Genomic DNA, 25,115 nt, shown 5'->3' on the forward strand with positions numbered 1-25,115 from the left:
GTAAACGGCCATTGAATTGGCTAGAGACTGATCAGTCACGCCGCATCCGTGTGGCTTATGGTGTTGTGCCGCAGACCGAGGGGGTGAATTAGAAGCCGCTGGAGCGCACCAGATTGAGCCGCCGCCAGAGCACCAGTCGATTGTTCAGTTCTGCCAGTGTAGCAGTGCCCTGAGTGGCGGCTCGGTGCAACAAGATCAGCAGGATCTCAGCGCTGATCTGAGCGTCGGCGGCGGCATTGTGGCGCTCGCTGTTGACTAATCGGAAGTGCTGCTGCCAATCGTCCAGCGTCGAGCACTTCCGGGCTGCTTCGGGAAACAACATGGGCGCCAGTTCGGCCACATCCAGAAAGCGATGCTGTAGACGGTAATCCAGGTCCTGGCGCAGGCCGCGGCTGAGCATGCGCTGATCGAAACCCGCATGGAAAGCCACAAAGACGCAGCGGCCTGCGAATTCCAGCAGGCCGAGCAGCGCTTCCTCGGCGGGGCAACCGGCATGGACCTCGCTGGGCGCGATCTCATGCAGCAAGGTAGCCTGGCTGGCGCGATGGGCTGGACGTAGCAGTGTGCATTCGAATTGGTCAGCCATCTGCAAGGTGTTGCCGATAATCGCCACGGCGCCAATGGAAAGGATTTCATCGCGTTGCAGGTCGAGCCCGCTGGTTTCCAGATCCAGTACCACCAGTCGCGCTTGATCAATCGGTGTGCTGTCGATGGGCTGGGGTGCGGGCAAGGCAGACCGGCGAGCCGTCATCGCCGGTGTGAGACCAGTTGAACGACCACGCAAGAGCAGACTGCGCAGCTTCATAGCTGGTATCTCAAGGCCAGGCTGGACTGCAGGCGTTGGGCCTGACGGAAGGATTCGCGGAGGATGCGGCGGTCCAGATGATTCAGGGTGTCGGGTACGAGGCGGTTGCTGAGCGGCTGTCGCTCACGCTCCTGACGCTGGTGCTGCTGCATTCGGATAAGCTGGATGAACTCATAGGCCTCGGTATAGGCATCGGCATCCAGGGCCGCGATCGCCTCTTGCTGCTTGAGCAATTGTAACCGGCGGATTGTACTTGTCTCGCTGATACCCTGGGCCAGGGCCAGCACTCGGGCAGCGTCGACAAAAGGTGTCAACCCTTGGATCTTCAGGTCCAGGGTGTCCTTCTCACGGCCACTGCGGGAGGTGACGAAGTCGCGGAACAGACCGATCGGCGGGCGGTGGGCGAGGGCGTTGCGGGCCATCAGATGCTGGAAAGTGCTATTGCGTGCGACCATGTCCAGTACGCTGCCGAACAGCGCCTGGGCACCCGCCGGCTCGCCCCAGATCACGCGAAAATCAAAGAAGATGGACGACGCCAGCAGGTTCTCCGGCGTGGCCGACTGGATGCAGCGGGTAAAGCGGGCCTGCCATTCGGCACGGGACAGGCAGAGCTCGGGATTACTCGCCATGATGTTGCCCTTGCACAGGGTGAACCCGCATTCGGCCAGCGCCTGGTTGATCTGCTGTGCCAGTGGTAACAGTTGTTGACGGTAGGCCGCGGCCTGGTCGGCATTCTCCGCTTCGAACAGCATGCCGTTGTCCTGGTCGGTCATCAGCGTCTGCTCGCGTCGGGCCTCGCTGCCGAAGCATAACCAGGTGAAGGGAACGCCGGGGTCGCCATGCTGGCGCAGGCACAACTCGATGACCCGGCATACGCTGTGGTCGTTGAGCAGCGTGATAATGTGGGTGACCTGGCCAGCAGATGCGCCATAGGCCAGCATGCTGTCGACCAGATGACGAATGTCCCGGCGCAGCGCTACCAGACTGGCAATGCTTTCGGCCTGGCTGATGGCACGTGCCAGGTGCACCAGGTCTACCCGCTGCAGGGCAAACAGGTCACGCTCGGATACCACGCCCACCAATCGCCCCCGGTCCACCACGCACAAGTGGGCAATATGTTCTCGGGTCATGCTGATGGCGGCATCGAAGGCGCTGGCGGTTGAAGGCAGGTAGCAGGGCGACGGCGTCATTACCTCAACGATGGGGCGCTGCAGATCGGTCTCGCCGTGTGCAACGATACGGCGCAGATCGCGCAGGGTGAAAATACCCTCTGGCGCGGCCTGCGCATCGGTGATGACGATACTGCCCACGCTGGCTTCATGCATCATTCTGACGGCGGTGCCGATTGGCGTGACGGGAGAGCAACTGACCGGCTTGCGGATGGCAATCTGGGCCAGAAGGGTGTCCAGTGAATAATGGGCGCCGAGCGTTTCCGCCGCCTGGCGTTGCACCTGCAGATTGACCTGTTGCAACAGGCTGCTGACGCCGCGCAGGGCAAAATCACGGAACACCGGAGATATGCCGACCAACTCACTGAAATCGACGCGGGGCAATAGCAGGCAGAAGGTATCCTGCCCGGCTATATGCTCGGTACGGGTGGCCCGATCGCCAATGAGAGCGGCCAGGGGAAAGCATTCACCGATACTGATCTCGAAGGTAGTGTCTGGCGTGTCCTGCCCGGCGATCCGCCGTTCGCCGCGCACTTGCCCCTGTTTGACGATATAGAAATGCTGCACCGGCCCGTCGCTGGGGCGGATGATGGCATCCCCTGCGGCATAGAAGCGCAACTGGCAATGCTCCACCAGCCAGGCCAGATGATGGGTCTCCATCTGATCGAATGGCGGGTAGCCGAGCAGGAAGGTCATGATGCCGTGAATATTCTGCTTCACGGCGGTCCTGCCCATCTGATCGAGCGAGTCGTCTCTGCTCATCTGCGCCTCTCTCCGAAAGGGATAGTTCACCTTGGTTGCCGCGTGCAGCCCATCCGACGTAAGTCTAGTTTCGTTTTCAGCAGGATGGTCTAGGTTGATATGACAATAAGGAGACGATCATGTCCGCACCCCCTGATTATGTCCTCGCCCGGCAACGCGCGATCCGTGATCCCGAGCTGTTCTGGGCCGATCATGCCGCCAGGCTGAGATGGCACACCCCTCCAAACATCACCTGCCAGCCAAGCGACGTCAGCCCCGGCCTGGTCGAATGGTTTCCCGATGGCAAGCTGAACACTGCCTGGCTGGCATTGGATGCGCACATCGAAGACGGCCGGGGAGAGCAGGTGGCCATTATTCATGACTCGCCGGTGACCGGTACCAAGACGCATATCAGCTATGCCGAACTGCACCGACAGGTAGCGCTCTGTGCGGGTATGTTGCGCAGCCTGCAGGTGAAACAGGGCGACCGGGTCATCATCTACATGCCCATGGTGCCAGAAGCGGTCATCGCCATGCTGGCCTGTGCGCGTATCGGGGCCGTACATTGCGTGGTCTTCGGCGGGTTCGCGGCCAACGAGCTGGCGGTACGCATCAATGATGCCCAAGCCGACATCATCCTCACGGCCTCCTGCGGTATCGAGGTTGACCGTGTGGTGGAATACAAGCCATTGGTGGACCAGGCGATTGCCCGGGCAAATCATCCGGTCCGCCATTGCGTGGTGCTGCAACGACCCCAGGCGGTTGTCGGGTTGCAACCCGGGCGAGACCTGGATTGGCGTCAGCAGTTGGCAGCGGCAGTCCCGGCTGATGCCGTGCCGGTCGCGGCAACGGACCCGCTGTACATCCTCTATACCTCTGGGACCACCGGCAAGCCCAAGGGCGTGGTGCGCGACCACGGCGGCCATGCCGTGGCGATGCGTTACAGCATGGAGGCGGTCTATGGCATGCAGCCGGGAGAGGTATTCTGGGCGGCATCGGATGTCGGCTGGGTGGTCGGTCATTCCTATATCGTCTACGGGCCGTTGTTGACCGGTTGCACCACCGTCATGTTCGAAGGCAAACCGGTACGCACACCGGATGCGGGCGCGGTGTGGCGCGTGTGTGCCGAGCATGGCGTCAAGGCGCTATTCACTGCGCCCACCGCCTTCCGGGCCATCCGCAAGGAGGACCCCCGTGCCGAGCTGGCCGGTCGGTATGACCTGAGTCAACTGGAGCGGCTGTACCTGGCGGGAGAGCGCCTTGATCCGCCTACCTGGGAATGGTTGCACGAACATATCCGGCGGCCAGTACTGGATCACTGGTGGCAGACGGAAACCGGCTGGGCGGTCGCTGCCAACCCGGCGGGTTACGGTCTTGCCGAAACCCGTCCCGGCTCGGCGACTTTCCCGATGCCCGGTTACCAGTTGGCGATCCTCGATGACCAGGGGCAACCGGTCGCGTCGGGCGAGCAGGGCAACATCGTTATCCGCCTGCCGTTACCTCCGGGCTGCCTCACTTCCATCTGGGGTAGCCCGGAGCGCTTGCAGACCGGATACCTGAGCGAGTTTCCCGGCTACTACCAGACGGGTGATGCCGGCTATATCGATGCCGATGGCTATCTTTTCGTCATGGGCCGTACCGATGACATCGTCAACGTGGCCGGCCACCGGCTGTCCACCGGGGAGATGGAAGAAGTGCTGGGTTCGCATCCAGCGGTGGCCGAATGTGCGGTCATCAGTGTGCCTGATGCAATCAAGGGAGAGTTGCCGGTCGGACTGGTAGTGCTGAAGAACGATGTCACCATCGAGGCAGTCCGATTGAGTGCGGAGCTGGCGGCACTGCTACGCGAGGAGATCGGAGCACTGGCGTGCTATCAGCGCACCCTGGTGGTCAGTCGGCTACCGAAAACCCGCTCGGGCAAGATCCTCCGGCGAGTTCTGCGACAAATGGTGCGGGGCGAGGAATGGACGGCGCCGTCTACCATCGATGACCCCGGCTGCCTGGATGAACTGGCGCTATTGTTGCAGACGCCGGAGGGGGCGGAGGTCGTTGGCGTTTCACAATAATCACCAATTTGCTATCGTGGCGCGGTTGCGGGATATTGCGGCATTTAGAAGCTACACCCGCTGTGCTCATGAAAGGGGTAAACGGTGATCAAGGTATTGGTGGTGGACGATCATGATCTGGTGCGCATGGGAATCACCCGAATGCTCGGTGACGTGCCCGGACTGTCCATTGTGGGAGAGGCGGACAGCGGCGAAACGGCCATCACCCAGGCACGAGCGTTGAAGCCGGATGTCGTTCTGATGGATGTACGCATGCCGGGAATCGGCGGCCTGGAAGCCACCCGCAAGCTGCTGCAGCATGATCGCAGCATCAAGGTTATCGCCGTTACCGCCTGTGACGAAGAGCCTTTCCCGACTCGTCTGATGCAGGCTGGAGCTGCCGGTTACGTCACCAAGGGGGCCGCCCTGGAAGAGATGGTCAACGCCATTCGCAAGGTGGTGGCCGGCCAACGCCATATCAGTCCCGATATTGCCCAGCTGCTGCTGGCGCGGATGTACGAACCGGGCAATGTGGGGCCCTTCGATGCGCTGTCGGAGCGGGAGATGCAGATTGCGCTGATGATTGTCGGCTGTGAAAAGGTGCAAGGCATTTCCGACAAGCTTCACCTCAGTCCCAAGACCGTGAACACCTACCGTTACCGTATATTCGAAAAGCTCGGCATCACCAGTGATGTGGAGCTGACGTTGCTGGCAGTGCGTCATGGCATGATCGACGCCACATTCAGCCAGGCATGAAGCCGGAAGGATTCGATGCCGCGGCCTTCCTGTCAGCGGTAACCGGCAAGCCGGGGGTCTACCGGATGTTCGATGCCGACGGCGAGTTGCTGTACGTTGGCAAGGCGAACAACCTGAAGAAACGCCTGTCCAGTTACTTCCGCCAGACCGGGCTGAGCCCCAAGACCGCGGCGCTGGTAGCGCGTATCCGGCACATCGACACCACCGTCACGGCCAACGAAACCGAGGCGCTGTTGCTTGAGCAGAGCCTGATCAAGGTTTCGCGCCCGCCGTACAACATTCTGTTACGCGACGATAAATCCTACCCCTATGTCTATCTTTCCAGTCTGGACGCCTATCCACGGCTCGGACTGCATCGGGGGACCAAAAAGGCCAAGGGACGCTATTTTGGCCCCTATCCCAGCGCGGGTGCGATCCGCGAGAGCCTGAGCCTGCTGCAGAAGACCTTCAAAGTGCGTCAGTGCGAGGAAAGCTATTTCCGCAACCGTACCCGGCCCTGTCTGCAATACCAGATCAAGCGCTGCAAGGCGCCCTGTGTTGGCTTCGTCAGCGAGGAGGAGTACGCCGAGGACGTGCGGCATTCGGTCATGTTTCTGGAAGGGCGCAGCAATGCTCTGACGGATGAATTGACCCAGGCCATGGAGAGCGCTGCACAGAATCTCGACTTCGAGCGGGCCGCCGAGCTGCGTGATCAGATCGGCCAACTGCGGCGGGTGCAGGATCAGCAGAACATCGATACCGAATATGGCAACGTGGACGTCATTGCCGCCGCCGTGACGCCGGGCGGCGCCTGTGTTCACGTCATCATGGTCAGGCAGGGCAGGGTATTGGGCAGTCGCAACCACTTCCCGCGGGTGCCAATCGAACAGACCCCCGGTGAAGTTCTCGCGGCTTTCCTGCCGCAATACTATCTGGGCACCGGCGAAAGGGAGCTGCCGAAGGAAATCATCCTCAACGCAGTCCCTGAGGATCTGCCCGTTATCGCCGATGCGCTGGCGCAGGCACGGGGCCGGGCGGTCAACTTCACTCACCGGGTGCGGGGCACGCGCAGCCGCTGGCAGAGCATGGCGGTTACCAATGCCGAACAGGCGCTGACCTCCATGCTCGGCAACCGGCAGAATGTACAGGCGCGTTTCGAGGCGCTGCAGGAAGCGCTCGGGCTGGATGAGATTCCCACCCGCCTGGAGTGCTACGACATCAGCCACACCAGTGGCGAATCGACCGTGGCGTCCTGCGTCGTATTCGGTCCCGAAGGGCCTTTGAAAAGCGACTATCGGCGCTACAACATCGAGGGCGTAACCGCAGGTGATGACTATGCAGCCATGCAGCAGGCATTGATGCGGCGGTTCGCCAAATTGCGCGATGGTGAAGGCAAGATGCCGGATATTCTCCTGGTTGACGGTGGCAAGGGTCAGATGAACATGGCTCGCGAAGTGCTCCAGGAGTTGGCCATTCATGACTTGACCCTGCTTGGCGTGGCCAAGGGCGTTACCCGCAAGGCCGGCATGGAGACTCTGTACCTGAACGACCCGCACAATGAACTGGTGCTGCCCGGCCACTCACCGGCGCTGCACCTGATTCAGCATATTCGCGACGAGGCGCACCGCTTCGCCATTACCGGCCACCGCCAGCGCCGCGGCAAGACCCGAAACACCTCCACCCTCGAAGGAATCGCCGGGGTGGGTCCGAAACGACGCAGAGAGCTGCTGAAACACTTCGGCGGCTTGCAGGAGCTGACTCGCGCCAGCGCCGTGGAGATCGCCAAGGCGCCCGGCATCAGCAAAAAACTGGCAGAACAGATATATACTGCCCTGCATAGCGACTAGAATGCTGTCCAAACCCGTTCGCAGAGACGTTATGAACATTCCGAATATTCTTACCTTGATGCGGGTTGGCCTGATCCCCGTATTTATCCTGCTGTATTACCTGCCGTTCCACTGGAGTTATCTGGCTGCCGCAGTGATTTTCACTCTGGCCAGTATTACCGACTGGCTGGATGGCTATCTGGCGCGCAAATGGGAGCAGAGTACCCCTTTCGGTGCTTTTCTCGACCCGGTGGCAGACAAACTCATGGTTGCCGTGGCACTGGTATTGCTGGTGCAGAGTCACAGCAATTTCTGGGTAACGGCGCCGGCGGTGGTCATCATCGGCCGTGAGATCGTCATCTCCGCCTTGCGTGAGTGGATGGCCGAGCTTGGCGCACGGTCGCAGGTAGCCGTCTCCAACCTGGGTAAATACAAGACCACCGCCCAGATGATCGCCCTGGTTGTGCTGCTGGCCAACCCGGCCTTGCCAATGACTGCCTGGGTCGTTCTCGGGTATGTGCTGCTGATGATTTCTGCCGCGCTGACGCTGTGGTCCATGGTGGCCTATCTGCGCGCGGCCTGGCCGCACCTGCGCCCCGATGCTGGCGAAAAAAACGACAGATAAACTTTTTTGAATCAATGACTTGACAGGGCGTCGGAGAAAGATAGAATAGGCGCCGTTCCAGAGCGGGAATAGCTCAGTTGGTAGAGCACGACCTTGCCAAGGTCGGGGTCGCGAGTTCGAGTCTCGTTTCCCGCTCCATATTCAGTTGTGTTGCAGTAGCAGCACAGCAGCCCCCTTCGAGGCCGGGTGGCAGAGTGGTCATGCAGCGGATTGCAAATCCGTGAACGCCGGTTCGATTCCGACCTCGGCCTCCAGTATTAAAGCCCCGCAGATTCTACGTCTGCGGGGCTTTTTGCTTTCTGTCTTTCTGCGAACCGTTTCCGCAGCATTCTCAAAAATACCGCGATGCGAGTCCGCTCCGCCTTTAGACCGAGGCGATCTTGTTCACGCTGGAAATCGCCTTGCCGTCCCAAATCATTTCGTAGTGGGTGGCTTGCACGATGGAGTGCACCGGTCTCGGAGTCAGCAGTCCCCAGCAAGTATTGCCCGGGCTGCGGACTGAGTGATATTTCAGGCCCGGTATCCCCGCGTGCTTCAGGCTGGCGCCAGCGACATGCGCGGCCGCATAGCTGTCGGGGTCGTAGATCGGATGGTCAGGCGTGATACCGGTCAGGTCGCGCAAACCGGTCTGGTCGAATTGGCAGCACAGCCCGCGCAGCAGGATGCGGTCGAAGGCGAGGCCTTTCACGCCGCTCCAATAGCTCTGCTGGTGATATTGCACCTCCGCCAGGGCCGTAGTGATCGAGTCCCCCAGATAGAGGACGCCGAAGCTACCATCACTGAAGCGCGAGCCGGCAGGATTGATATGAGTGAAGGGCGCTACCGCATAGGAACAGCCGGGGATGCCGAAGGGGATATCGGTGCGGCGCATGAACTCAAGTCGCCCGGCCTCGTTCAACAAGCGCGGGTTGGTTCGCGCCTGGAGCTCATGCAGCGCCTCGAATTCTTCAGGATCAGCTACATCGTCGAACAGGGCGATGGGTGGATACTTGGAGTTGACCAGGCGGTAGCCGGTTGCGGTGCCAGGAGCGACCTCGGGCAGGTCGACCCAGTTCACCACATTGCCCCCCGCAGCCCGTCGATTCGGCGAAACGTTTCGTAAAGTGATGCAAAGCTGCCGTCAGCCATGACACTCAGCGGCTGGCGGCCGTTGAAAAAGGCATTGTCGTTGGGCAGCTTGAGGAAGCCATACACGTTGTCGGGGTTGTCGAAGATCAGCCGCAACGTCCCATGGATATTGAGCACATAACTGATTCGGTCGAGCTGATCATTATCCAGGGCAATGGTCCCGTTACCGGCTTTGGCCCGGGCCAGGGTGCTGCCGGAAACACGCAGAATCCGCGACATCTGCTCCCGTGAAGCACCCCAGCGCTCCATGATCGTTACCGCTGTGCGCAAGCCCACGGTGCTCTGGTGTTTCTCGGCGCTGATTTTCTGAATATCTGCTAATGACATTTTATCTACCCGCTTGCTATCCAGTGGTTGTCTGGAGAATGCAATTATAGAATAGCATGTCTGCAGATGTTGCGACAGGCTCAATGGTGATCAGCGCGCAACCCTGCCGTATTCATCCTCAAGCAGTTTTGTAATCAGCTCGGAGGTAGTAACTCCTCTGGAGGCAGCAACGGTATGCAGCATCTCACGTGCCAGTGCGGTTACCTCGGTTCGTACCATTCGCGTAGAAGGTGCCCCCTTGCGAGTCGGAAGGGCTGCTTCCCGTGCTCGCCTGGCGGAAAGCGCTTTTTGCAAGCGTGTACGGGATTCCGAATCCAATTGCTGGTCAACCAATTGCTGCACCTGCTCCGCAGTATCCAGCAGCTCAATCAGCTGATAACGCAGAGACAACCGACCACCCTGTATCTGGCCCAATAGCCACTGCCGAGTCCAATGGACTTCCTTGCGACTTCTCAATTGAAATTGCTTCTTCATCGTCTCTCGCCTTGTTCTACGTTGTGGAATTCTACGGAGTAGAATTCAGAAGTGTAACCCGTGAACAGCGATTTTGCTGAAGGGGCGAACAAGGGGGCGTCTGATCAATAGGTGTTAAGCGCTGGCCGTATCAAGCTTTCCAGGCGCTATTGCGGCGGGACGAAAATGGCGTGAGTCATCTCGGGAAGGGACAGCATTTCTGTCAAAGCGGCTCACTTCGATCAGGTATATCCGGCTCATCTGGCCCCGGCACTGTTCCTGGCGGCTGCGCCCTGGGCTTCGGCACCATATCAGGAGCCTCCTCCGGAGCTTGCTGCGGCACATCATCCGGTCCCGGCGGCTCTGTCGGGGCGCGTTCTGGAGGCGTACCCGGGTTCGGCCCCTGGCCTGGACGCTGCCCTGGTACCGGCTGCTGTTCTTGCGGAAGATCAAGCGGATCAATACTCATGACTAACCTCCTGAGGACCTTGAATGGCTCTCTTGATTGGAGGTGGCATTGAGCTGATGGTTCAGCTTGTCGGTCGGCCCCGAGTCTCGAAGAAAGTCCTTGTTACGGCGATATGATCTGTGTAACATTCTGAATCTCTTGGAGTTATGGCTGGATCAAGATCCATCTTGCAGGTCATGTTCAAACCCAAGTGCCAGCCAGCCCGGATGGCGAAACTGGTAGACGCAAGGGACTTAAAATCCCTCGATGGCAACATCGTGCCGGTTCGATTCCGGCTCCGGGCACCAATAACCATGGGTTACAGGCATAGGCCTCGTTATCTCGTTGGTCCGCAACATAGCAACTGCTGCGCAATTTCTCCTGATAGCTCAATCACTCAGCGCGCCTGGTATTACTGGGTGGGTGCATTGTCGCTGAGTGTAATCACGGCAACTGAATCCCACCGGACTCCTCATGCAATCGTCGCAATTGCTGCGCCAGCAGGCTGATATTGCCGTTCGTGGCGTCCAGCTGCTGACGTTGTTGTGGATTGATCAGCGATAGCAGGCGCTGCTCGACGTCATCGGCTGTGGTCAACAGTGCCTGTTGTCTGGCACCAGCAAGTTCGATGAAGCGTTGGGATTCCTGCGGTTGCGGCAAGCCGTAGCCTTCGTCCAATAATTCCCCAGGACGGCTCAGAAAGCTGCTGGCGCTCAGCAGTCCTTGCACCAACTGGGCGGTTTCGGTGAGTGCTGGTGGGGCATCCGAAGACAGGAATCGTTGCTTGAGATCCTGCTGAATCAACAGCATCTGGCGGCGCCGAATAGCTTCTTCCAGTACCAGCAGGGCGGCGGTGGAGCGGGTGTCCGCTGCGGCGAACCAGGCCTGCCGCTGATCTGCGGGGTTGGCCAGCCAGTCTTCAATACGCTCGATAGGTATCCGCAATCGACTGCGAATGACCTCAAACATCTGCTGGTAACGCTCCCGATAGGAATCGAAATAGTAACCCTGGCGCAGCGCCGCCTGACGGTCCTGCAATGGCCGCAGATCCGCCAGCCCACGAGCGTTGAGCACTTCCAGCAAGCCAGCGGGTGTCAGGCTGTCAATATCCTGCAATTGGGGTAGCGCACTGCCGCTGCGCAACAATTTCAGGGTTTCGACAGCGCAGTTGTTGCTGATGAAATAATAGGTGCCGTCATAACTCCAGTGCAGGGTCGCGGCCTGCAGGGCGAGCTGGCGGCGCGCCTGTTCATCCATTCGCAGCGGTATCGAACTGAGGCCGCGCAGTTCCAGTCGGGTATATTCATCGACCACCTTCTGCAGCGGCAGCATGAACAGCCGCGAAGGGTAGTTGCCGATCAGTCCGTCCCAGCTGGACAATTGCAGGTCATCGACAAAGGCGCGGAAGGACAGCACCAGGTGGTGATCCAGATCGAGCAAACAATCCGGGCCGGGCGGGCGGCCTGGCGCGCAGACCACCAGCCGCAGCATGCTGTGCCCCCAGCGGCTGGCCCATTGCTCGTTGGGCTCGGCCAGCAGATAGTGGACCGCATAGATGCGTTCGGGGTCCAGCGAGCCCAGGGCCGGACGCTGTGCGTCCAGTCCGGCATACAGGTAGGGGACTTCGCCGGGGCAATCTGCCGCTGGCGGTGCCCAGTCGAAGTGATCTCTGAAATACGCATGCAGAGCCGGGCGCCGGCAAGCGTATTGCGGATCGAGCAGGAAGTATTCGAGATTGACCGCCAGGTATTCTGCCGGGCTGTGCAGCTCATAATTGTCCGGGCTGCGGTAGGACTGGTGATTATCAGATTCTCGTATACCTCGGCGACCCGCCTGTTGCGCCCAGCCGGCCAGATCGAGAAAGCGCGGGTCGTCGCTCAGGGTAAAGCGGCGTTCGGTCTGGCCGCGACATTCCGCAGGCAAGCCGGCCTTGCCCTGGGCTTGGTAACGGTTGCGGCAGTGGCGCAGCAGAGAACGCTGTTCCGCTTGCCAGGAGCGACCGCGATCATACAGGTGAGCAATCTCGTGAATCAGCGTGGCGAGCAGTTCCTGGCGCAAGGTGCCGTGCTGGCGCCCGTCGGGGAAACGGTCCTCGTGCCCGGCGCTGAGGTCCGTCAGCCAATGCCGGTTCAGCTCCAGCGTGCCGCCAGGCGTGGCGCGCCCGAATACCGATTCCTGCAGGTCACGCCAGCGCACCGGCACGGTCCGGTCCAGTTGCTCAACCAGCGAGGGGGGGAGCGCCGCGGTGGCCTCCGCGAGCAGCGTCTGGCTGACCTGCACTTGGGCCGGGGTGAGCTGGCTCTGGTCCAGGTCCAGCTGCAACCCCGCCGTGGCGATAGGGCTCATCAGCAAGGCGCCGACCAACAGCAGCTGACCTGCGATGGAGTACGCCTTACCCAAGCTGGCTAACCGCTGCCGTTATCGAGCGGGCATTGATCTCAGGCATGCATCACAGCGCGAGAATCGCCTCGGCCAGTTGCAGGTCAGTCGCTTCCAGATCGGGGTGGGACTGGCGGATATGCAGTAGAGCGGCCTCCAGACGTGCACTGCGCAGCTGGCCATCGCTACCGACGAAGCTGGCTGCGTCCTCACGGGCTTCCAGTACCACCTTGTTGTTGCCGGTAGTGGCATCGCTGGTCGCGTCAATGGTATTGACCAGGGAGCCGGCGATGGCGTCTGTGGTGCCGATGAAGCTGCTGCCGTGAGCAGCACCAGCGAGAGCCAGGAGGCCGGTGGTAGCGATGACCAGAGAAAGACGTTGCATGTCGATTATCCTTTTCAGTACTTCGGAAGTAGAGCGTCGTATCACTGCCGAGGCAGCGGATGAAGCAAGTATTGACCGTGCTGCGGATAAAATCGATCCGAAGGATCAACAAAAGTTCCGTTGATCCGGGACTTTGTCCCGGTCGACCTATCAAAGTCCCGCTAGTGTGGCCTGTTCAACCAGCCCCAGCAATGGTTGCGGATACACGCCGAGAATGAACACCAGCAAGGCAATCAGCAGCAGCATGATACCGCCGGCCTGCTGGCCCCAGTTCAGTGGTGCGTCGTGGCGTCGAATGCCTGGCTCCACCAGATACAGGGTGACCATGACCCGCAGATAATAGTAAAGACCGATGGCGCTACCGATGACCAGCGCGCCGAGCAGCCACCAGAGGCTCGATTGGACCCCGGCCGCAATGATATAGAACTTGCCAATGAAGCCGGCGGTGAGCGGAATCCCTGCCAGCGACAGCATCATCACGGTCAATACCGCGGTCAGGTACGGGCGGCGCCAGAACAGGCCGCGGTACTCGTACAAGGCATCGGCGTCGCGCCCCTTGAACGGCGTGGACATCAGCGTGACCACACCGAAAGCGCCCAGGGTGGTCAGTACATAGGTGGCCAGGTATACGCCGATCGCCTCGGTCGCGAGGCCGTCGCTGGCGATCAGGGCGATCACCAGATAGCCGAAGTGGGCAATGGATGAGTAACCCAGCAGACGCTTGAGATTGCTCTGCATCAGTGCCAGCAGGTTGCCAAACAGGATCGAGGCGATGGCAATCACGGTCAGCAGTTCATTCAGCCAGCCCCCGCTGGTTGCCGGCGACACCTGATACAGGCGCAGCAAGACGGCGAATACGGCGACCTTCGCAGCGGTGGCGAGAAACGCCGAAACCGGCGCGGGAGCGCCCTCGTAGACATCCGGGGTCCATAGGTGGAAGGGTACCAGCGACAGCTTGAAGGCCAGCCCGATGAGCATCATGGCGAAACCGATCTGCAGGATCGGTGTCACGGCCACAGCGCCGAGAGCAGGGAAGGCCAGACTGCCGGATTCAGCGTACGCGAGCGCCATGCCGAACAGCAGGAAGGCCGAACCGGCCGCTGACAGCACCATGTATTTGATACCCGCTTCCAGCGAGCGCTTGTTGAAGAACGCGTAGGCGACCATGCCGTAGACCGGCACTGACAGCAGTTCCAGGCCGATAAACAGCGTGGCCAGATGCGAGGCGCCGACCATAACCAGTCCGCCGGTCGCGGACAACAGCATCAACAGGTACATTTCCTCCCGGTTGCCGGGAAAGCCCTCGCCGGTATTGGTCTTGCCCAAATAGGCATGGACCAGGGTGGCGCAGGCCAGGGTAGCAATCAGAATGATGCCCATATACAGCAGCGCAAAGCGATCCACCTGCATCAGCGCGGTGACTTCCAGGGGCACGACCTGCAACGCCGGGATCAGTGACAGCAGCGCCAGGTTGAGGCCCAGCGCAGTCAGTACGAAGATCAGATCGTGCTTGCGGCGCCAGGCGATGGCGAGCGTGACCACGATGGCCGTGGCGCCGACGATCAGCAGCGGCAGCAGGGCGATGAAGTGGGACTGGGTAAATTGCATGGCGTCATTTTCCATCAAACGGCTACCGGGTCGGAACAAGGTTGGAGAGGGCGTCGCTGAGCCAGTGTTGTACTCCGCTCATGCTCGCTGCAGAGGTATCCAGCACCGGCTGGGGGTATAACCCGAGCCCGACCAGCAATACGACCAGTGACAGCACCATGACCAGTTCGCGCCGATCGAGCCCGCGCAAGGCTTCGCCGGAACGCTCGGCACCGAAGTAGGCGCGGTGAATCATGATCAGCGAATAGGCCGAGGCCAGTACCAGGCCGAAGGTGGCGATCACCACCACCCAGGGGTTGTTGGCGAAGCTGCCGAACAGGATCAGGAACTCGCCGACGAAGTTACCGGTCCCCGGCATACCCAGCGAGGCGATGGCGAAGAACATGCTCAGCGCCGGCAAATAGGGTAGGCGGGCCCATAATCCGCCCATCTCGCGCATATCCCGGGTATGGATACGCTCATACAACTGGCCACAGAGGATGAACAGCGCCGCCGCCGACAGGCCGTGCGCAACCATCTGCACCACCGCACCCTGCAACGCCAGTTGGGTGCTGGCATAGATGCCGATCAGCACGAAACCCATGTGTGAGATGCTGGAATAGGCCACCAGCCGTTTGATGTCGGTCTGGGCAAAGGACAGTATCGCTCCGTAGAAAATACCGATCAGGCCCAGGGTCATGGCGATCGGCGCGAACTCGACCGAGGCGTTGGGGAACAGCGGCAGGGCGAAGCGCAGCATGCCGTAGGCGGCGGTCTTCAGCAGGATGCCCGCCAGGTCCACGGAGCCGGCGGTCGGCGCCTGGGCATGGGCGTCAGGCAGCCAGGAGTGCAGCGGTACGATAGGGAACTTCACCGCAAAGGCGATGAAGAAGCCGAGCATCAGGATATATTCCACCCCCGGCGGCATATCGAGACCGAGCAGCTGGTCATAGGCGAAGGTCAGTACACCAGTCTGGCTGAAATTGAACAGTACCAGACCCAGGATCGCAACCAGCATGATCAGGCCGCTGGCCTGGGTGAAGATGAAGAACTTGGTCGCCGCGTTGATCCGCGTCTTCTTGCCTTCGCCGCTATGCCCCCAGAGCGCGATGAGAAAATACATCGGCACCAGCATCATTTCCCAGAAAAAGAAGAACAGGAACAGATCCATGGCCAGGAACACGCCGGCCACGCCACCGAGAATCCACATCAGGTTGAGGTGGAAGAAGCCGATGCGATGCTGGATCTCGTTCCATGAGCAGAGCACCGACAGCACACCCAGGATACCGGTGAGGATCAGCATCAGTAGCGACAGGCCATCCAGCGCCAGGTGCAGGTTGATGCCGAAGCGCTCGATCCAGACGTGCTTGAACTCCAGCGTCCAGACCGGCGCGCCATCGGTTACACCAGCCAGGGAGTAGTCTGCGCTGGCCCAGAGCCACAGGCTCAGGGCCAGCACCAGCCCCATGGTCAGCAGCGCCAGCCAGCGGGGCAGGGCGCTGCTGAAACGTTCGGCCTGCCAGCACAGCAGGCCGCCAATGAAGGGAATCAGGACCAGCCAAGGCAGAATCATGACGGGATCATTTCCTTGCGTGAATTCATAATCAGGCCACCGACAGCAGCAGAATGCCGATCACCAATACGGCACCACCGGCAATGGAGGCGGCATACCAGCGAATCTGGCCATTCTCGCTGCGGCTGAGCAGCGTATGACTGCCCCGCGCCAGCAACGGCACGATGCCGATGGTGCGGTCCAGTGGGTCGCGGCGCAGAATCCGGGTCAGCCACAGATAGGGCTGGACGAACAGCTTGTCGTACAACCAGTCGAAGCCCCAGGCGGCGAACCACCAGGCAGTCAGGAAACGGCCCGGTGCACTGTTGCGTATGGCCTCGACTACACGGCGAGGCCCCAGATACAGCCAGGCCGCCAACAGGATGCCCGCCACGGCGATAGCGCCGGAAGCAATTTCAAGACCGATCCGGCCCTCACCACCGGCATGCCCGGCGCTCTGCGGCAATACACCGGCCAACGGGGGCGTGATCAGCGCGCCGACAAAGGTCGAGAGGATGGTCAGCACGATCAACGGCAGGTTATGCGCCAGCCCCTTGCCCGCATGGGCCTGGGTTTGTTCCTCACCGTGGAACACCACGAAGATCAGCCGGAAGGTATAGATGGAGGTCAGGAAGGCACCCAGCAGGCCGGCGTACAGCAGGGCACTGTTGCCGCTGGCGAAGGCTTCCCAGAGGATCTCATCCTTGGAGTAGAAACCGGCGGTCAGCAGCGGCAGCGCCGCCAGCGCCGCGCCGCCGACGATAAAGCTGGCGTAGGCAATCGGCAGCTTCTTCCATAGCCCGCCCATCCGGAAGATGTTCTGCTCATGGTGGCAGGCATGGATAACCGAACCGGAGGCGAGGAACAGCAGCGCCTTGAAGAACGCATGGGTCATCAGGTGGAAAATCGCCGCCTCCCAGGCGCCGACACCCAGTGCCAGAAACATGTAGCCGAGCTGGCTCATGGTGGAATAAGCGAGGATGCGCTTGATGTCGGTCTGTACCAGCGCGGCGAAGCCTGCCAGCAACAGCGTTGCCCCACCGACGATGCCGACCAGTTGGAGGATATCCGGGGTCAGCAGGAACAGCCCGTGGGTGCGGGCGATCAGGTAGACGCCTGCAGTCACCATGGTTGCCGCGTGGATCAGCGCCGACACTGGAGTCGGGCCGGCCATGGCATCGGCCAACCAGGTCTGTAGCGGCAACTGGGCAGATTTGCCCACCGCACCGCCGAGCAGCGACAAGGTCGCCAGGGTGATCCAGAAGTCGCCCTCGGCGTACCGCTGCGGTGCCTGCATCAACAGCTCCTGGATATTCAGCGTACCCAGTTGCATGAACAGAATGAATAGACCGAAAGCCATCAGCACGTCACCGACCCGGGTGACCAGAAAGGCCTTGAGCGCGGCATTACCGTTCTTGCGTTCGGTGTAATAGAAGCCGATCAGCAGGTAACTGCAGACCCCCACGCCTTCCCAGCCCAGGTACAGGAACAGCAGATCATCGGCCAGGATCAGACACAACATGCTGGCAATAAACAGATTGGTGTAGGCGAAGAAGCGCGAATAACCCGCCTCGCCGCGCATGTACCAACTGGCGAACAGGTGGATCAGAAAGCCCACGCCAGTGACCACGCCCAGCATGGTCAGCGACAGCCCGTCCAGATACAGCGTCAGGCTGGGAGTGAAGTCGCCTACCGCCATCCATTGCCAGAGTATCTGGATATAGGCGCCGTCCTGCAGCGCGCCAGTGCTGAACAGCCAGGTGATCCAGGCGCTGACCAGTGCCGACAACCCCACCGAGCCGACGCCAACCAGCGCCGAGGTACGCTCCGACCAGCGCCCGCGGGAGAACGCCAGCAGCAGGAAGCCCAGCAGTGGAAACAACAGGGTAAGAAATAGAAGGTTCATCCGCGCATCTCACTGGCAGCGTCGATATCCAGGGTCCTGAAGCGGCGATACAGCTGCAGCAATATGGCCAGGCCGATACTGGCCTCGGCGGCGGCAAGGGTGATCACCATGATGAACATCACCTGTCCGTCGGGCTGCTCCCAGCGGGCGCCAGCCACGACGAAGGCCAGCGCGGCCGCGTTCATCATGATCTCCAGGCTCATCAGCACATATAGAATGTTGCGGCGGATCATCAAGCCGGTCAGGCCAAGACTGAACAGCACAGCGGCCAATGCCAGGCCGTGCTCCATGGGGATACCGTTCATGCCACCTCCCTCGCTTCATGGCGGCCAATATGGAAGGCGGTGACCATTGCGCCCAATAGCATCATTGCTGCCAGTTCAACAGCCAGGATGTAGGGGCCGAACAGGGCGATGCCGACCGCTTTGGCATCCACGCTGGCGCCGCTGATGGTCCCGGAGGATGGCTCGCTGAACAACACGTACAGCAGTTGGGCCAGCAACAGGCCGGACAGGATTCCAGGACCGATCCAGCCCCGCGGGCTGAGCCATTGGCGCTCCTGGTTGCGGCTGTCGCTTCCCAGGTTGAGCATCATCACCACGAACACGAACAGCACCATGATAGCGCCGGCATAGACGATGATTTCGAGTACCCCGGCAAAGGGTGCACCAAGGGAGAAGAAGCACATTGCCACGGCCAGCAACGAGGTGACCAGATACAGCAGCGCGTGTACCGCGCGGGTATTGGTGATCACCATCAGCGTGGCCGCCACGGCCACTCCGGCGGAGAAATAAAAGGCGAATTCCATCAGGTATTCCTCACACAGATCATGGCAATAGCCCCTTGACGTTGACCGGCTCGGCCTCGTTCTGCGCGGCGCCCTTGGGCTTGCCGGCGATTGACAGGCCGGCCACGCGATAGAAGTTGTAGTCCGGGTTCTTGCCGGTGCCGGCAATCATCAGGTCTTCCTTTTCGTACACCAGATCCTGGCGTTTGTACTCGGCCAGCTCGAAGTCGGGGGTCAGCTGAATGGCGGTGGTCGGGCAGGCTTCCTCGCACAGGCCGCAGAAGATGCAGCGCGAGAAGTTGATGCGGAAGAACTCCGGATACCAGCGACCATCCTCGGTCTCGGCCTTCTGCAGGGAGATACAACCCACCGGGCAGGCGGCGGCGCACAGATTGCAGGCCACACAGCGCTCCTCACCGTCGGGATCGCGGGTCAGCACGATGCGGCCGCGGTAGCGCGGCGGCAGATATACCGGCTCTTCGGGGTACTGCAGGGTGTCCCGCTTGCGGAATGCATGACTGAAGATCATCACCAGGCTGCGCAGCTGGGTGTAGGTGCCATGCACTACATGAATAATCGATTTGATCATGGCTGTCTCCTCAGGCTGCTGCCAGCACAATTGCGCCGGTCACCAGCAGGTTGATCAAGGTCAATGGCAGGCAGACCTTCCAGCCGAACGCCATCATCTGGTCGTAGCGCGGCCTGGGCAGCGAGGCGCGCAGCAGGATGAAGATCATGATGAAGAAGGCGGTCTTCAAGGCGAACCACAGGAATGGCAGCTGCGGCAGCAGATCGAAGGGGCCATGCCAGCCGCCGAAGAACAGTGTCGTCAGCAGCGCGGATACCAGCACGATGCCGATGTATTCGCCAACGAAGAACATGCCCCATTTCATCCCCGCATATTCCACGTGGTAACCATCGGCCAGCTCCTGTTCCGCTTCTGGCTGGTCGAACGGGTGGCGGTGGGTGACCGCCACCCCAGCGATGAAGAAGGTCAGGAAGCCGAAGATCTGCGGAATGATGAACCACAGGTTGTCGGCCTGGTAGGCAACGATATCGCGCATATTGAACGAGCCGGTCTGCGCCACCACGCCCATCAGCGACAGGCCCAGGAACACCTCGTAGGATAGGGTCTGGGCTGCAGCGCGCAGCCCCCCAAGCAGGGCGAATTTATTGTTGCTGGCCCAGCCGGCGAACAGCACCGCATAGACCGTCAACCCGGCCATGGCGAAGAACCACAGCAGGCCGATATTCAGGTCCGCCACCCCCCAGGTTGGCGTGATAGGCACCACGATAAAGGCCACCAGCAGCGAGCTCATCGCCACCACCGGGGCCAGGGTGAAGATCAGCCGGTCGGCGAACGGTGGGGTCCAGTCCTCCTTGAAGAACATCTTCAGCATGTCCGCGACAATCTGGAACATGCCGAAGGGGCCGACCCGGTTGGGACCATAACGGTCCTGCCACACGGCCAGCAGACGTCGTTCGACAAAGCTCAGCAGGGCGCCGGCAATGACCACGGCCAGCAGAATGACGATGGCCTTGATCACATTGATCAGTACGGCGATCACCTCGGGAGTAAACCAGCTCATTGTGCGGCCTCCCTCAGATCAGTCACCACGCTGCTGGCCGTCAGGGGCGGGATGCCCGGCAGGCCTGCCGGCAGACCAACCACGCCCAGCGGCAGACCGCTGCTGATGCGTACCGGCAACTGCAGTCGCTGGTTACCCAATACCAGGCTCAATACCGTTCCCCCGGTAACGCCCAGACGAGCGGCCTCGGTCTCGGCCAGGGCGATGTACGGCGGCGGCATGCGCTGCTGGATCGGCTCGGCCCGGCTGCTGTTCTCGTCGCTGCCGAACAGGTGATGCAGGGGGACGACCTGCCAGGCCCCCACTGCTGGCGCGAAGGCACTGGGTGGCTGGGTCCAGGTGAGGTCTGTACGGGTATCATCCAGCAGGCGCACACCGGGGTCGCCACTGCGCAGGTGACCACCCACTTCATCCTGGAACTTGTTCCACGCCTGCGGCGAGTTCCAGCCGGGTGACCAGGCAAAGGGGATTTGCTGGCGCTGCTCGCTGCTGCCGGCGTAGCCTTCCATGGAGAAGGCGAAGGGACTGTCCGGGTCCTGCGGCTGACGCGGTTCATGCACACTGATATGGGCGCGCATCGCCGTGCGGCCGCTGTAGCGATGGGGCGCACGCGCCAGTTTCTGGCCCTTGATACGAAAGCTGGCATCCGGCGCCGCGTCGGTAATGGCAGCCAGACGTGGGTGTGCCGCAGCGCAGGCCTCGGTCACCTGATCCAGAGTGGTCCAGTCCACGGGCTTGCCCAGCAGGGTCCTGCGCAGGGCGTGCAACCAGCGCCAGCCTTCACGGACCAGCACCTCGGAGTTGTAGTAGCTCGGATCGAACACCTGAAAGAAACGTTGGGCACGGCCTTCCTGGCTGACCAGCGTTCCGTCGCCTTCGGCAAAGCTGGCGGCCGGCAGCAGCAGGTGCGCCTGACCGCTGGTCGGCGTCTGCTGATGATCGACGACGATCACCACATTGGCTGCGGCCAGTGCCGCATCGACGCTGGGCTTGTCGGCCCGGCGGTACAGATCGTTCTCCAGCACTACCAGGGCCTCGTACTGGCCGGTGCTCAGGGCGGCGAGGGCGGCTTCGACCGACTTGTCAGCCGGGTCGTCGGCCAGCAGGATCGACATGCCCATGCTGTTGGCTTCCGGCACGACCAGGCTGATGGATGCGTTCTTCTCGCGGTTCTTCAGTGCCTGGGCAATATTGGCTGCCGCATCGATGATCGCGCGACTGCCCAGCGAGGCGCCGGAAACCAGCAATGGGCGCTTGGCCGCGAGCAGTGCCCCGGCGATACGTTGTGCCAATTCCAGGGCATCGGCTTCCAGGCCGGGTGCTGCCGGCGCACCGGGGTCAATGGCATGGGCCACGGCAAAGCCGAGACGGGCCAGGTCATCCGGTGCAGCCTGTACCGACTCGGCGGCGATATCATCCAGCCGGGTGCTGTCCACACTGGCGATGAATACCGGATTCAGGGCACCCTGGGCGATATTCTGCACCGCCGCCTGGTGCCAGCTCTGGATGCCGGCAGCTGCGGCCATCTCGGTTGCCTTGCCCTTGGCGGCTTGGCGCAGGGCGAGGGCGATGCGCGCGGCGGTCTGGGTCAGGTCTTCGCCGAGTACAAAAACAGCATCGTGGCTCTCCATGTCGCGGATCGTCGCCGCCGGCAGCGGGCCACGCTGCAGGAGATTGCGGATGGCATGGATATTGTCCAGCTCATGGCGGGCGATACCGGAGAAGAAATCGTCGGCGCCGACCAGCTCGCGCAGGGCGAAGTTGCTTTCCAGGCTGGCGCGGGGCGAGCCGATGCCGATGATACGGCGGCGATTGAGCAGACCAGCGGCCTGATCCAGCGCGGCGTCGATACCCATGCTCAGCCTGGAGCGCTGGACGATCGGCTGGCGCGGACGGTCCTTGCGGTTGACGTAGCCATAGCCGAAGCGGCCGCGGTCACACAGGAAGTAGTGATTCACCGAGCCGTTGAAGCGGTTCTCGATGCGGCGAATCTCGCCATAACGCTCACCGGGGCTGATATTGCAGCCGGAGGCACAGCCATGGCAGATGCTCGGGGCGAACTGCATGTCCCACTTGCGGTTGTAGCGCTCGGAGTGGGTCTTGTCGGTGAATACGCCGGTGGGGCAGACCTCGGTCAGGTTGCCCGAGAACTCACTCTCCAGCGTACCGTCCTCGACCCGGCCGAAGTACACCTGGTCATTGGCGCCGAATACACCCAGGTCGGTGCCGCCGGCATAGTCCTGGTAATAGCGCACGCAGCGATAACAGGCGATACAACGGTTCATCTCGTGAGCGATGAACGGCCCCAGCTCCTGATTCTGATGGGTCCGTTTGCTGAAGCGGTAGCGCCGCTGATTGTGGCCGGTCATCACCGTCATGTCCTGCAGGTGACAGTGACCACCTTCCTCGCACACCGGGCAATCATGCGGGTGGTTGATCATCAGCCACTCGATGACGCTGGCGCGGAAGGCCTTGGCTTCCTCGTCGTCGATCGAGATCCAGCTGTTGTCCGTTGCGGGAGTCATGCAAGACATGACCAGCCGGCCGCGGGTGTCGTCCTCGTCGCTGTACTGCTTGACCGCGCACTGGCGGCAGGCGCCCACGCTACCCAGCGCCGGGTGCCAGCAGAAATAGGGGACATCAAGGCCGAGGGACAGGCAGGCCTGCAGCAGGTTGTCCGCCCCATCGACTTCGTAGTCTTTACCATCTACATGAATAGTGGCCATGGTTGTACTGTCTTCTTACCCGTTATACGGGTGCTGCTAATGGAATTCCGTTGCTCGTCACGCCTGCACGAACTCGGCGCCGGGCTTGCCGACCGCTGCCGCGGGGCTGATACCGGCCTCGAATTCACTGCGGAAATACTTGATTGCGCTGCCCAGCGGCTCGACTGCCCCCGGCGCGTGGGCGCAGAAGGTCTTGCCCGGCCCGAGAAAATCCACCAGGCGTGCCAGTACCTCAAGATCCTCGGGGCGGCCCTCGCCGCGTTCCAGCGCGCGCAGGGTCTTCACGCTCCAGGGCAGGCCGTCACGGCAAGGCGTACACCAGCCGCAGGACTCGCGGGCGAAGAACTCCTCCATGTTGCGCAGCAGCGACACCATGCTGATGGTGTGATCAACCGCGAGCGCCAGCCCGGTGCCCATGCGTGTGCCGACCTTGCCGATACCGCCGGAATACATCTGCGCCTCCAGGTGTTCCGGTAACAGGAAACCGGTGCCGGCACCGCCGGGCTGCCAGCACTTTAGGGTGAAGCCGTCGCGCATGCCGCCGGCATACTCTTCGAACAGTTCGCGGGCGGTGATACCGAAGGGCAGTTCCCAGATACCGGGATTCTTCACCTTGCCGGAGAAGCCCATCAACTTGGTGCCGTGGTCGCCGCTGTCCGGGCGCGCCAGTCCGGTGTACCACTGCACGCCGTTACCGACGATGGCCGGCACGTTGCAGAGGGTTTCCACGTTGTTAACGCAGGTCGGCTTGCCCCAGACGCCGACGGCGGCAGGGAAGGGCGGCTTGGCGCGGGGATTGGCGCGGCGGCCTTCAAGGGAGTTGATCAGTGCGGTTTCTTCACCGCAGATATAACGCCCGGCGCCGGTGTGCACGAATAGCTCGAAGTCGAAACCCGAGCCGAGGATATTGCTGCCCAGCAGACCGGCGGCCTTGGCTTCATCAATGGCACGATTCAGATGACGCGCCGCATCGACGTATTCGCCACGCAGGAAGATATAGCCACGGTACGCCTTGAGCGCTCGCGCCGAGATCAACATGCCTTCGATCAGCAGGTGTGGCAGCTGCTCCATCAGCAGGCGGTCCTTCCAGGTATTGGGCTCCATCTCATCGGCGTTGCACAGCAGATAGCGAATGTTCAGCGATTCGTCTGCCGGCATCAGGCTCCACTTGACCCCGGTGGGGAAGCCGGCGCCGCCGCGGCCCTTGAGCCCGGAGGTCTTCACCGTGTTGACGATATCGGCCTGGGCCATGTCCAGCAGCGCTTTGCGGGCCGCGGTATAGCCGTTTTTCTGTTGGTACTCTTCCAGCCAGACCGGCTGACCGTCATCGCGCAGGCGCCAGGTCAGTGGATGGGTTTCTTCGGTCCGGGCAATACGGTTGGCAGGGCCGAAGGAAGCGAAGGTTTTCATGGGTAGGCCTCCAGCAGTGCGGCCACGCTGTCGGCGGTGACGTCGCCGAAAGTATCGTCATCGATCATCAGTGCCGGCGCCTTGTCGCAATTGCCCAGACAGCACACCGGCAGCAGGGTAAAACGATCGTCGCTGGTGGTTTGCCCCGGGCCGATGCCGAGCTGGCTCTTGATGCTGCCAAGAATGCTTTCATGCCCACCGATATAGCAGGTCATGCTGTCGCACACGCGGATGATGTGACGCCCCACCGGCTGGCGGAAGATCTGGCTGTAGAAGGTGGCGACACCCTCCACATCGCTGGCCGGAATGCCAAGCACTTCGCCAATCGCATCGGCGGCACCGTCCGGCACCCAGCCACGCGCCTGTTGCACGATCTTCAGCGCCTCGATGGAAGCCGCGCGCGGGTCTTCGTAATGATGCATCTCATGTTCGATGGCCGCGCGTTCGGCGTCACTGAGAACGAAACGGTCTGTCTTAATCAACGTAGTCATA

22 protein-coding genes and 3 tRNA genes are annotated in these 25,115 nt (G+C 61.4%); 8 read left to right on the plus strand and 17 right to left on the minus strand.

The annotated features are described in order from the left end of the window. Positions 1 to 88: 88 nt before the first annotated feature. Together BM267_RS14110 and BM267_RS14115 are read right to left on the minus strand one after the other, a co-directional pair. Positions 89 to 805: a 3'-5' exonuclease gene (locus BM267_RS14110; RefSeq protein ID WP_083392531.1), complete on the minus strand. Its 717-nt coding sequence runs from the start codon at positions 803 to 805 to the stop codon at positions 89 to 91. Continuing rightward, positions 802 to 2,736: a putative nucleotidyltransferase substrate binding domain-containing protein gene (locus BM267_RS14115; protein ID WP_074781158.1), complete on the minus strand. Its 1,935-nt coding sequence runs from the start codon at positions 2,734 to 2,736 to the stop codon at positions 802 to 804. Before BM267_RS14115 ends, BM267_RS14110 begins: the two co-directional genes overlap by 4 nt. A 119-nt stretch (positions 2,737 to 2,855) precedes the next feature. Between BM267_RS14115 and BM267_RS14120 the strand changes: the two genes are divergently transcribed. From BM267_RS14120 to BM267_RS14145, 6 genes are all read left to right on the plus strand, one after another. After that, a complete protein-coding gene (locus BM267_RS14120; protein WP_074781160.1) occupies positions 2,856 to 4,781 on the plus strand; it encodes an acetate--CoA ligase in 1,926 nt (641 codons plus the stop codon). A gap of 84 nt (positions 4,782 to 4,865) precedes the next feature. After that, entirely contained in the window at positions 4,866 to 5,516 is a 651-nt protein-coding gene (gene uvrY, locus BM267_RS14125) for a UvrY/SirA/GacA family response regulator transcription factor (RefSeq protein ID WP_036989962.1), read from the plus strand. Continuing rightward, positions 5,513 to 7,342 carry an excinuclease ABC subunit UvrC gene (gene uvrC, locus BM267_RS14130; RefSeq protein WP_036989960.1) on the plus strand — a complete coding sequence of 610 codons (1,830 nt, stop codon included), beginning with the start codon at positions 5,513 to 5,515 and terminating at the stop codon, positions 7,340 to 7,342. The genes uvrY and uvrC overlap by 4 nt, the downstream gene beginning before the upstream one ends. Positions 7,343 to 7,373: 31 nt before the next feature. Next, entirely contained in the window at positions 7,374 to 7,946 is a 573-nt protein-coding gene (gene pgsA / locus BM267_RS14135) for a CDP-diacylglycerol--glycerol-3-phosphate 3-phosphatidyltransferase (RefSeq protein ID WP_036989959.1), read from the plus strand. 62 nt (positions 7,947 to 8,008) lie between these two features. Further along, positions 8,009 to 8,084, plus strand: a tRNA-Gly gene (locus BM267_RS14140). A gap of 42 nt (positions 8,085 to 8,126) precedes the next feature. Beyond that, positions 8,127 to 8,200 (plus strand) — tRNA-Cys (locus tag BM267_RS14145). Between the two features lie 110 nt (positions 8,201 to 8,310). On the opposite strand, the gene BM267_RS14150 is transcribed toward BM267_RS14145, so the two are convergent. The 3 genes from BM267_RS14150 to BM267_RS14160 form a co-directional block, all read right to left on the minus strand. After that, entirely contained in the window at positions 8,311 to 9,006 is a 696-nt protein-coding gene (locus BM267_RS14150; RefSeq protein WP_074781162.1) for an RES family NAD+ phosphorylase, read from the minus strand. Beyond that, positions 9,000 to 9,401 carry an antitoxin Xre-like helix-turn-helix domain-containing protein gene (locus BM267_RS14155; protein ID WP_074781164.1) on the minus strand — a complete coding sequence of 134 codons (402 nt, stop codon included), beginning with the start codon at positions 9,399 to 9,401 and terminating at the stop codon, positions 9,000 to 9,002. Before BM267_RS14155 ends, BM267_RS14150 begins: the two co-directional genes overlap by 7 nt. Positions 9,402 to 9,491: 90 nt before the next feature. Then, positions 9,492 to 9,875, minus strand: a complete 384-nt coding sequence (locus BM267_RS14160; RefSeq protein WP_074781166.1) for a hypothetical protein — start codon at positions 9,873 to 9,875, stop codon at positions 9,492 to 9,494. A 648-nt stretch (positions 9,876 to 10,523) separates the two neighbouring features. Here BM267_RS14160 and BM267_RS14165 point away from each other — a divergent pair. Continuing rightward, positions 10,524 to 10,610, plus strand: a tRNA-Leu gene (locus tag BM267_RS14165). A 136-nt stretch (positions 10,611 to 10,746) separates the two neighbouring features. Here the strand turns inward: BM267_RS14165 and BM267_RS14170 are convergent. After that, positions 10,747 to 12,648, minus strand: a complete 1,902-nt coding sequence (locus tag BM267_RS14170) for a DUF7844 domain-containing protein (protein ID WP_074781231.1) — start codon at positions 12,646 to 12,648, stop codon at positions 10,747 to 10,749. Positions 12,649 to 12,751: 103 nt separating this feature from the next. After that, on the minus strand, positions 12,752 to 13,066 hold the full coding sequence (locus tag BM267_RS14175; RefSeq protein WP_036989857.1) for a DUF2388 domain-containing protein: 315 nt from the start codon (positions 13,064 to 13,066) through the stop codon (positions 12,752 to 12,754). Between BM267_RS14175 and BM267_RS16940 the strand changes: the two genes are divergently transcribed. Then, a complete protein-coding gene (locus BM267_RS16940) occupies positions 13,065 to 13,190 on the plus strand; it encodes a hypothetical protein (protein WP_268873972.1) in 126 nt (41 codons plus the stop codon). The genes BM267_RS14175 and BM267_RS16940 overlap by 2 nt on opposite strands. Before the next feature lie 26 nt (positions 13,191 to 13,216). On the opposite strand, the gene nuoN is transcribed toward BM267_RS16940, so the two are convergent. From nuoN to nuoE, 10 genes are read right to left on the minus strand one after another with little or no spacing between them, the layout of a single operon-like run. After that, positions 13,217 to 14,674, minus strand: coding sequence for an NADH-quinone oxidoreductase subunit NuoN (gene nuoN / locus BM267_RS14180; RefSeq protein WP_036989855.1), 1,458 nt, complete (start codon positions 14,672 to 14,674; stop codon positions 13,217 to 13,219). A 22-nt stretch (positions 14,675 to 14,696) separates the two neighbouring features. Beyond that, positions 14,697 to 16,226, minus strand: a complete 1,530-nt coding sequence (nuoM, locus tag BM267_RS14185) for an NADH-quinone oxidoreductase subunit M (RefSeq protein WP_074781168.1) — start codon at positions 16,224 to 16,226, stop codon at positions 14,697 to 14,699. A 31-nt stretch (positions 16,227 to 16,257) separates the two neighbouring features. Next, positions 16,258 to 18,111, minus strand: a complete 1,854-nt coding sequence (nuoL, locus tag BM267_RS14190) for an NADH-quinone oxidoreductase subunit L (RefSeq protein WP_074781170.1) — start codon at positions 18,109 to 18,111, stop codon at positions 16,258 to 16,260. Then, positions 18,108 to 18,416, minus strand: a complete 309-nt coding sequence (gene nuoK, locus BM267_RS14195; RefSeq protein ID WP_036989851.1) for an NADH-quinone oxidoreductase subunit NuoK — start codon at positions 18,414 to 18,416, stop codon at positions 18,108 to 18,110. The genes nuoL and nuoK overlap by 4 nt, the downstream gene beginning before the upstream one ends. Further along, positions 18,413 to 18,919 (minus strand): NADH-quinone oxidoreductase subunit J, encoded by a 507-nt coding sequence (gene nuoJ / locus BM267_RS14200; protein WP_036989850.1) that lies wholly within the window; start codon positions 18,917 to 18,919, stop codon positions 18,413 to 18,415. The genes nuoK and nuoJ overlap by 4 nt, the downstream gene beginning before the upstream one ends. Before the next feature lie 19 nt (positions 18,920 to 18,938). Beyond that, positions 18,939 to 19,487 (minus strand): NADH-quinone oxidoreductase subunit NuoI, encoded by a 549-nt coding sequence (nuoI, locus tag BM267_RS14205; RefSeq protein WP_036989849.1) that lies wholly within the window; start codon positions 19,485 to 19,487, stop codon positions 18,939 to 18,941. A 10-nt stretch (positions 19,488 to 19,497) separates the two neighbouring features. Next, positions 19,498 to 20,487: an NADH-quinone oxidoreductase subunit NuoH gene (gene nuoH / locus BM267_RS14210; protein ID WP_036989848.1), complete on the minus strand. Its 990-nt coding sequence runs from the start codon at positions 20,485 to 20,487 to the stop codon at positions 19,498 to 19,500. Beyond that, positions 20,484 to 23,213, minus strand: a complete 2,730-nt coding sequence (gene nuoG, locus BM267_RS14215; RefSeq protein ID WP_074781171.1) for an NADH-quinone oxidoreductase subunit NuoG — start codon at positions 23,211 to 23,213, stop codon at positions 20,484 to 20,486. The genes nuoH and nuoG overlap by 4 nt, the downstream gene beginning before the upstream one ends. A gap of 57 nt (positions 23,214 to 23,270) precedes the next feature. After that, complete coding sequence (nuoF, locus tag BM267_RS14220; protein WP_074781173.1) at positions 23,271 to 24,623, minus strand: NADH-quinone oxidoreductase subunit NuoF; 1,353 nt, start codon at positions 24,621 to 24,623, stop codon at positions 23,271 to 23,273. Continuing rightward, positions 24,620 to 25,114 carry an NADH-quinone oxidoreductase subunit NuoE gene (gene nuoE, locus BM267_RS14225; RefSeq protein WP_074781175.1) on the minus strand — a complete coding sequence of 165 codons (495 nt, stop codon included), beginning with the start codon at positions 25,112 to 25,114 and terminating at the stop codon, positions 24,620 to 24,622. The genes nuoF and nuoE overlap by 4 nt, the downstream gene beginning before the upstream one ends. Position 25,115: the final 1 nt, after the last annotated feature.

The sequence above is a fragment of the Halopseudomonas bauzanensis genome (genome assembly GCF_900114735.1).
Lineage (GTDB): Bacteria > Pseudomonadota > Gammaproteobacteria > Pseudomonadales > Pseudomonadaceae > Halopseudomonas > Halopseudomonas bauzanensis.

Bases quoted from the DNA above. Each gene is read 5' to 3' on its own strand.
- nuoN (WP_036989855.1), bottom strand. From the start codon at position 14,674: ATGCAATTTACCCAGTCCCACTTCATCGCCCTGCTGCCGCTGCTGATC.
- nuoE (WP_074781175.1), bottom strand. From the start codon at position 25,114: ATGACTACGTTGATTAAGACAGACCGTTTCGTTCTCAGTGACGCCGAA.
- nuoM (WP_074781168.1), bottom strand. From the start codon at position 16,226: ATGATTCTGCCTTGGCTGGTCCTGATTCCCTTCATTGGCGGCCTGCTG.
- nuoH (WP_036989848.1), bottom strand. From the start codon at position 20,487: ATGAGCTGGTTTACTCCCGAGGTGATCGCCGTACTGATCAATGTGATC.
- BM267_RS14155 (WP_074781164.1), bottom strand. From the start codon at position 9,401: ATGTCATTAGCAGATATTCAGAAAATCAGCGCCGAGAAACACCAGAGC.
- nuoF (WP_074781173.1), bottom strand. From the start codon at position 24,623: ATGAAAACCTTCGCTTCCTTCGGCCCTGCCAACCGTATTGCCCGGACC.
- nuoJ (WP_036989850.1), bottom strand. From the start codon at position 18,919: ATGGAATTCGCCTTTTATTTCTCCGCCGGAGTGGCCGTGGCGGCCACG.
- BM267_RS14170 (WP_074781231.1), bottom strand. From the start codon at position 12,648: ATGAGCCCTATCGCCACGGCGGGGTTGCAGCTGGACCTGGACCAGAGC.
- uvrC (WP_036989960.1), top strand. From the start codon at position 5,513: ATGAAGCCGGAAGGATTCGATGCCGCGGCCTTCCTGTCAGCGGTAACC.
- pgsA (WP_036989959.1), top strand. From the start codon at position 7,374: ATGAACATTCCGAATATTCTTACCTTGATGCGGGTTGGCCTGATCCCC.
- nuoG (WP_074781171.1), bottom strand. From the start codon at position 23,213: ATGGCCACTATTCATGTAGATGGTAAAGACTACGAAGTCGATGGGGCG.
- BM267_RS14110 (WP_083392531.1), bottom strand. From the start codon at position 805: ATGAAGCTGCGCAGTCTGCTCTTGCGTGGTCGTTCAACTGGTCTCACA.
- BM267_RS16940 (WP_268873972.1), top strand. From the start codon at position 13,065: ATGTCGATTATCCTTTTCAGTACTTCGGAAGTAGAGCGTCGTATCACT.
- BM267_RS14115 (WP_074781158.1), bottom strand. From the start codon at position 2,736: ATGAGCAGAGACGACTCGCTCGATCAGATGGGCAGGACCGCCGTGAAG.
- BM267_RS14160 (WP_074781166.1), bottom strand. From the start codon at position 9,875: ATGAAGAAGCAATTTCAATTGAGAAGTCGCAAGGAAGTCCATTGGACT.
- BM267_RS14175 (WP_036989857.1), bottom strand. From the start codon at position 13,066: ATGCAACGTCTTTCTCTGGTCATCGCTACCACCGGCCTCCTGGCTCTC.
- nuoL (WP_074781170.1), bottom strand. From the start codon at position 18,111: ATGAACCTTCTATTTCTTACCCTGTTGTTTCCACTGCTGGGCTTCCTG.
- BM267_RS14120 (WP_074781160.1), top strand. From the start codon at position 2,856: ATGTCCGCACCCCCTGATTATGTCCTCGCCCGGCAACGCGCGATCCGT.
- nuoI (WP_036989849.1), bottom strand. From the start codon at position 19,487: ATGATCAAATCGATTATTCATGTAGTGCATGGCACCTACACCCAGCTG.
- nuoK (WP_036989851.1), bottom strand. From the start codon at position 18,416: ATGAACGGTATCCCCATGGAGCACGGCCTGGCATTGGCCGCTGTGCTG.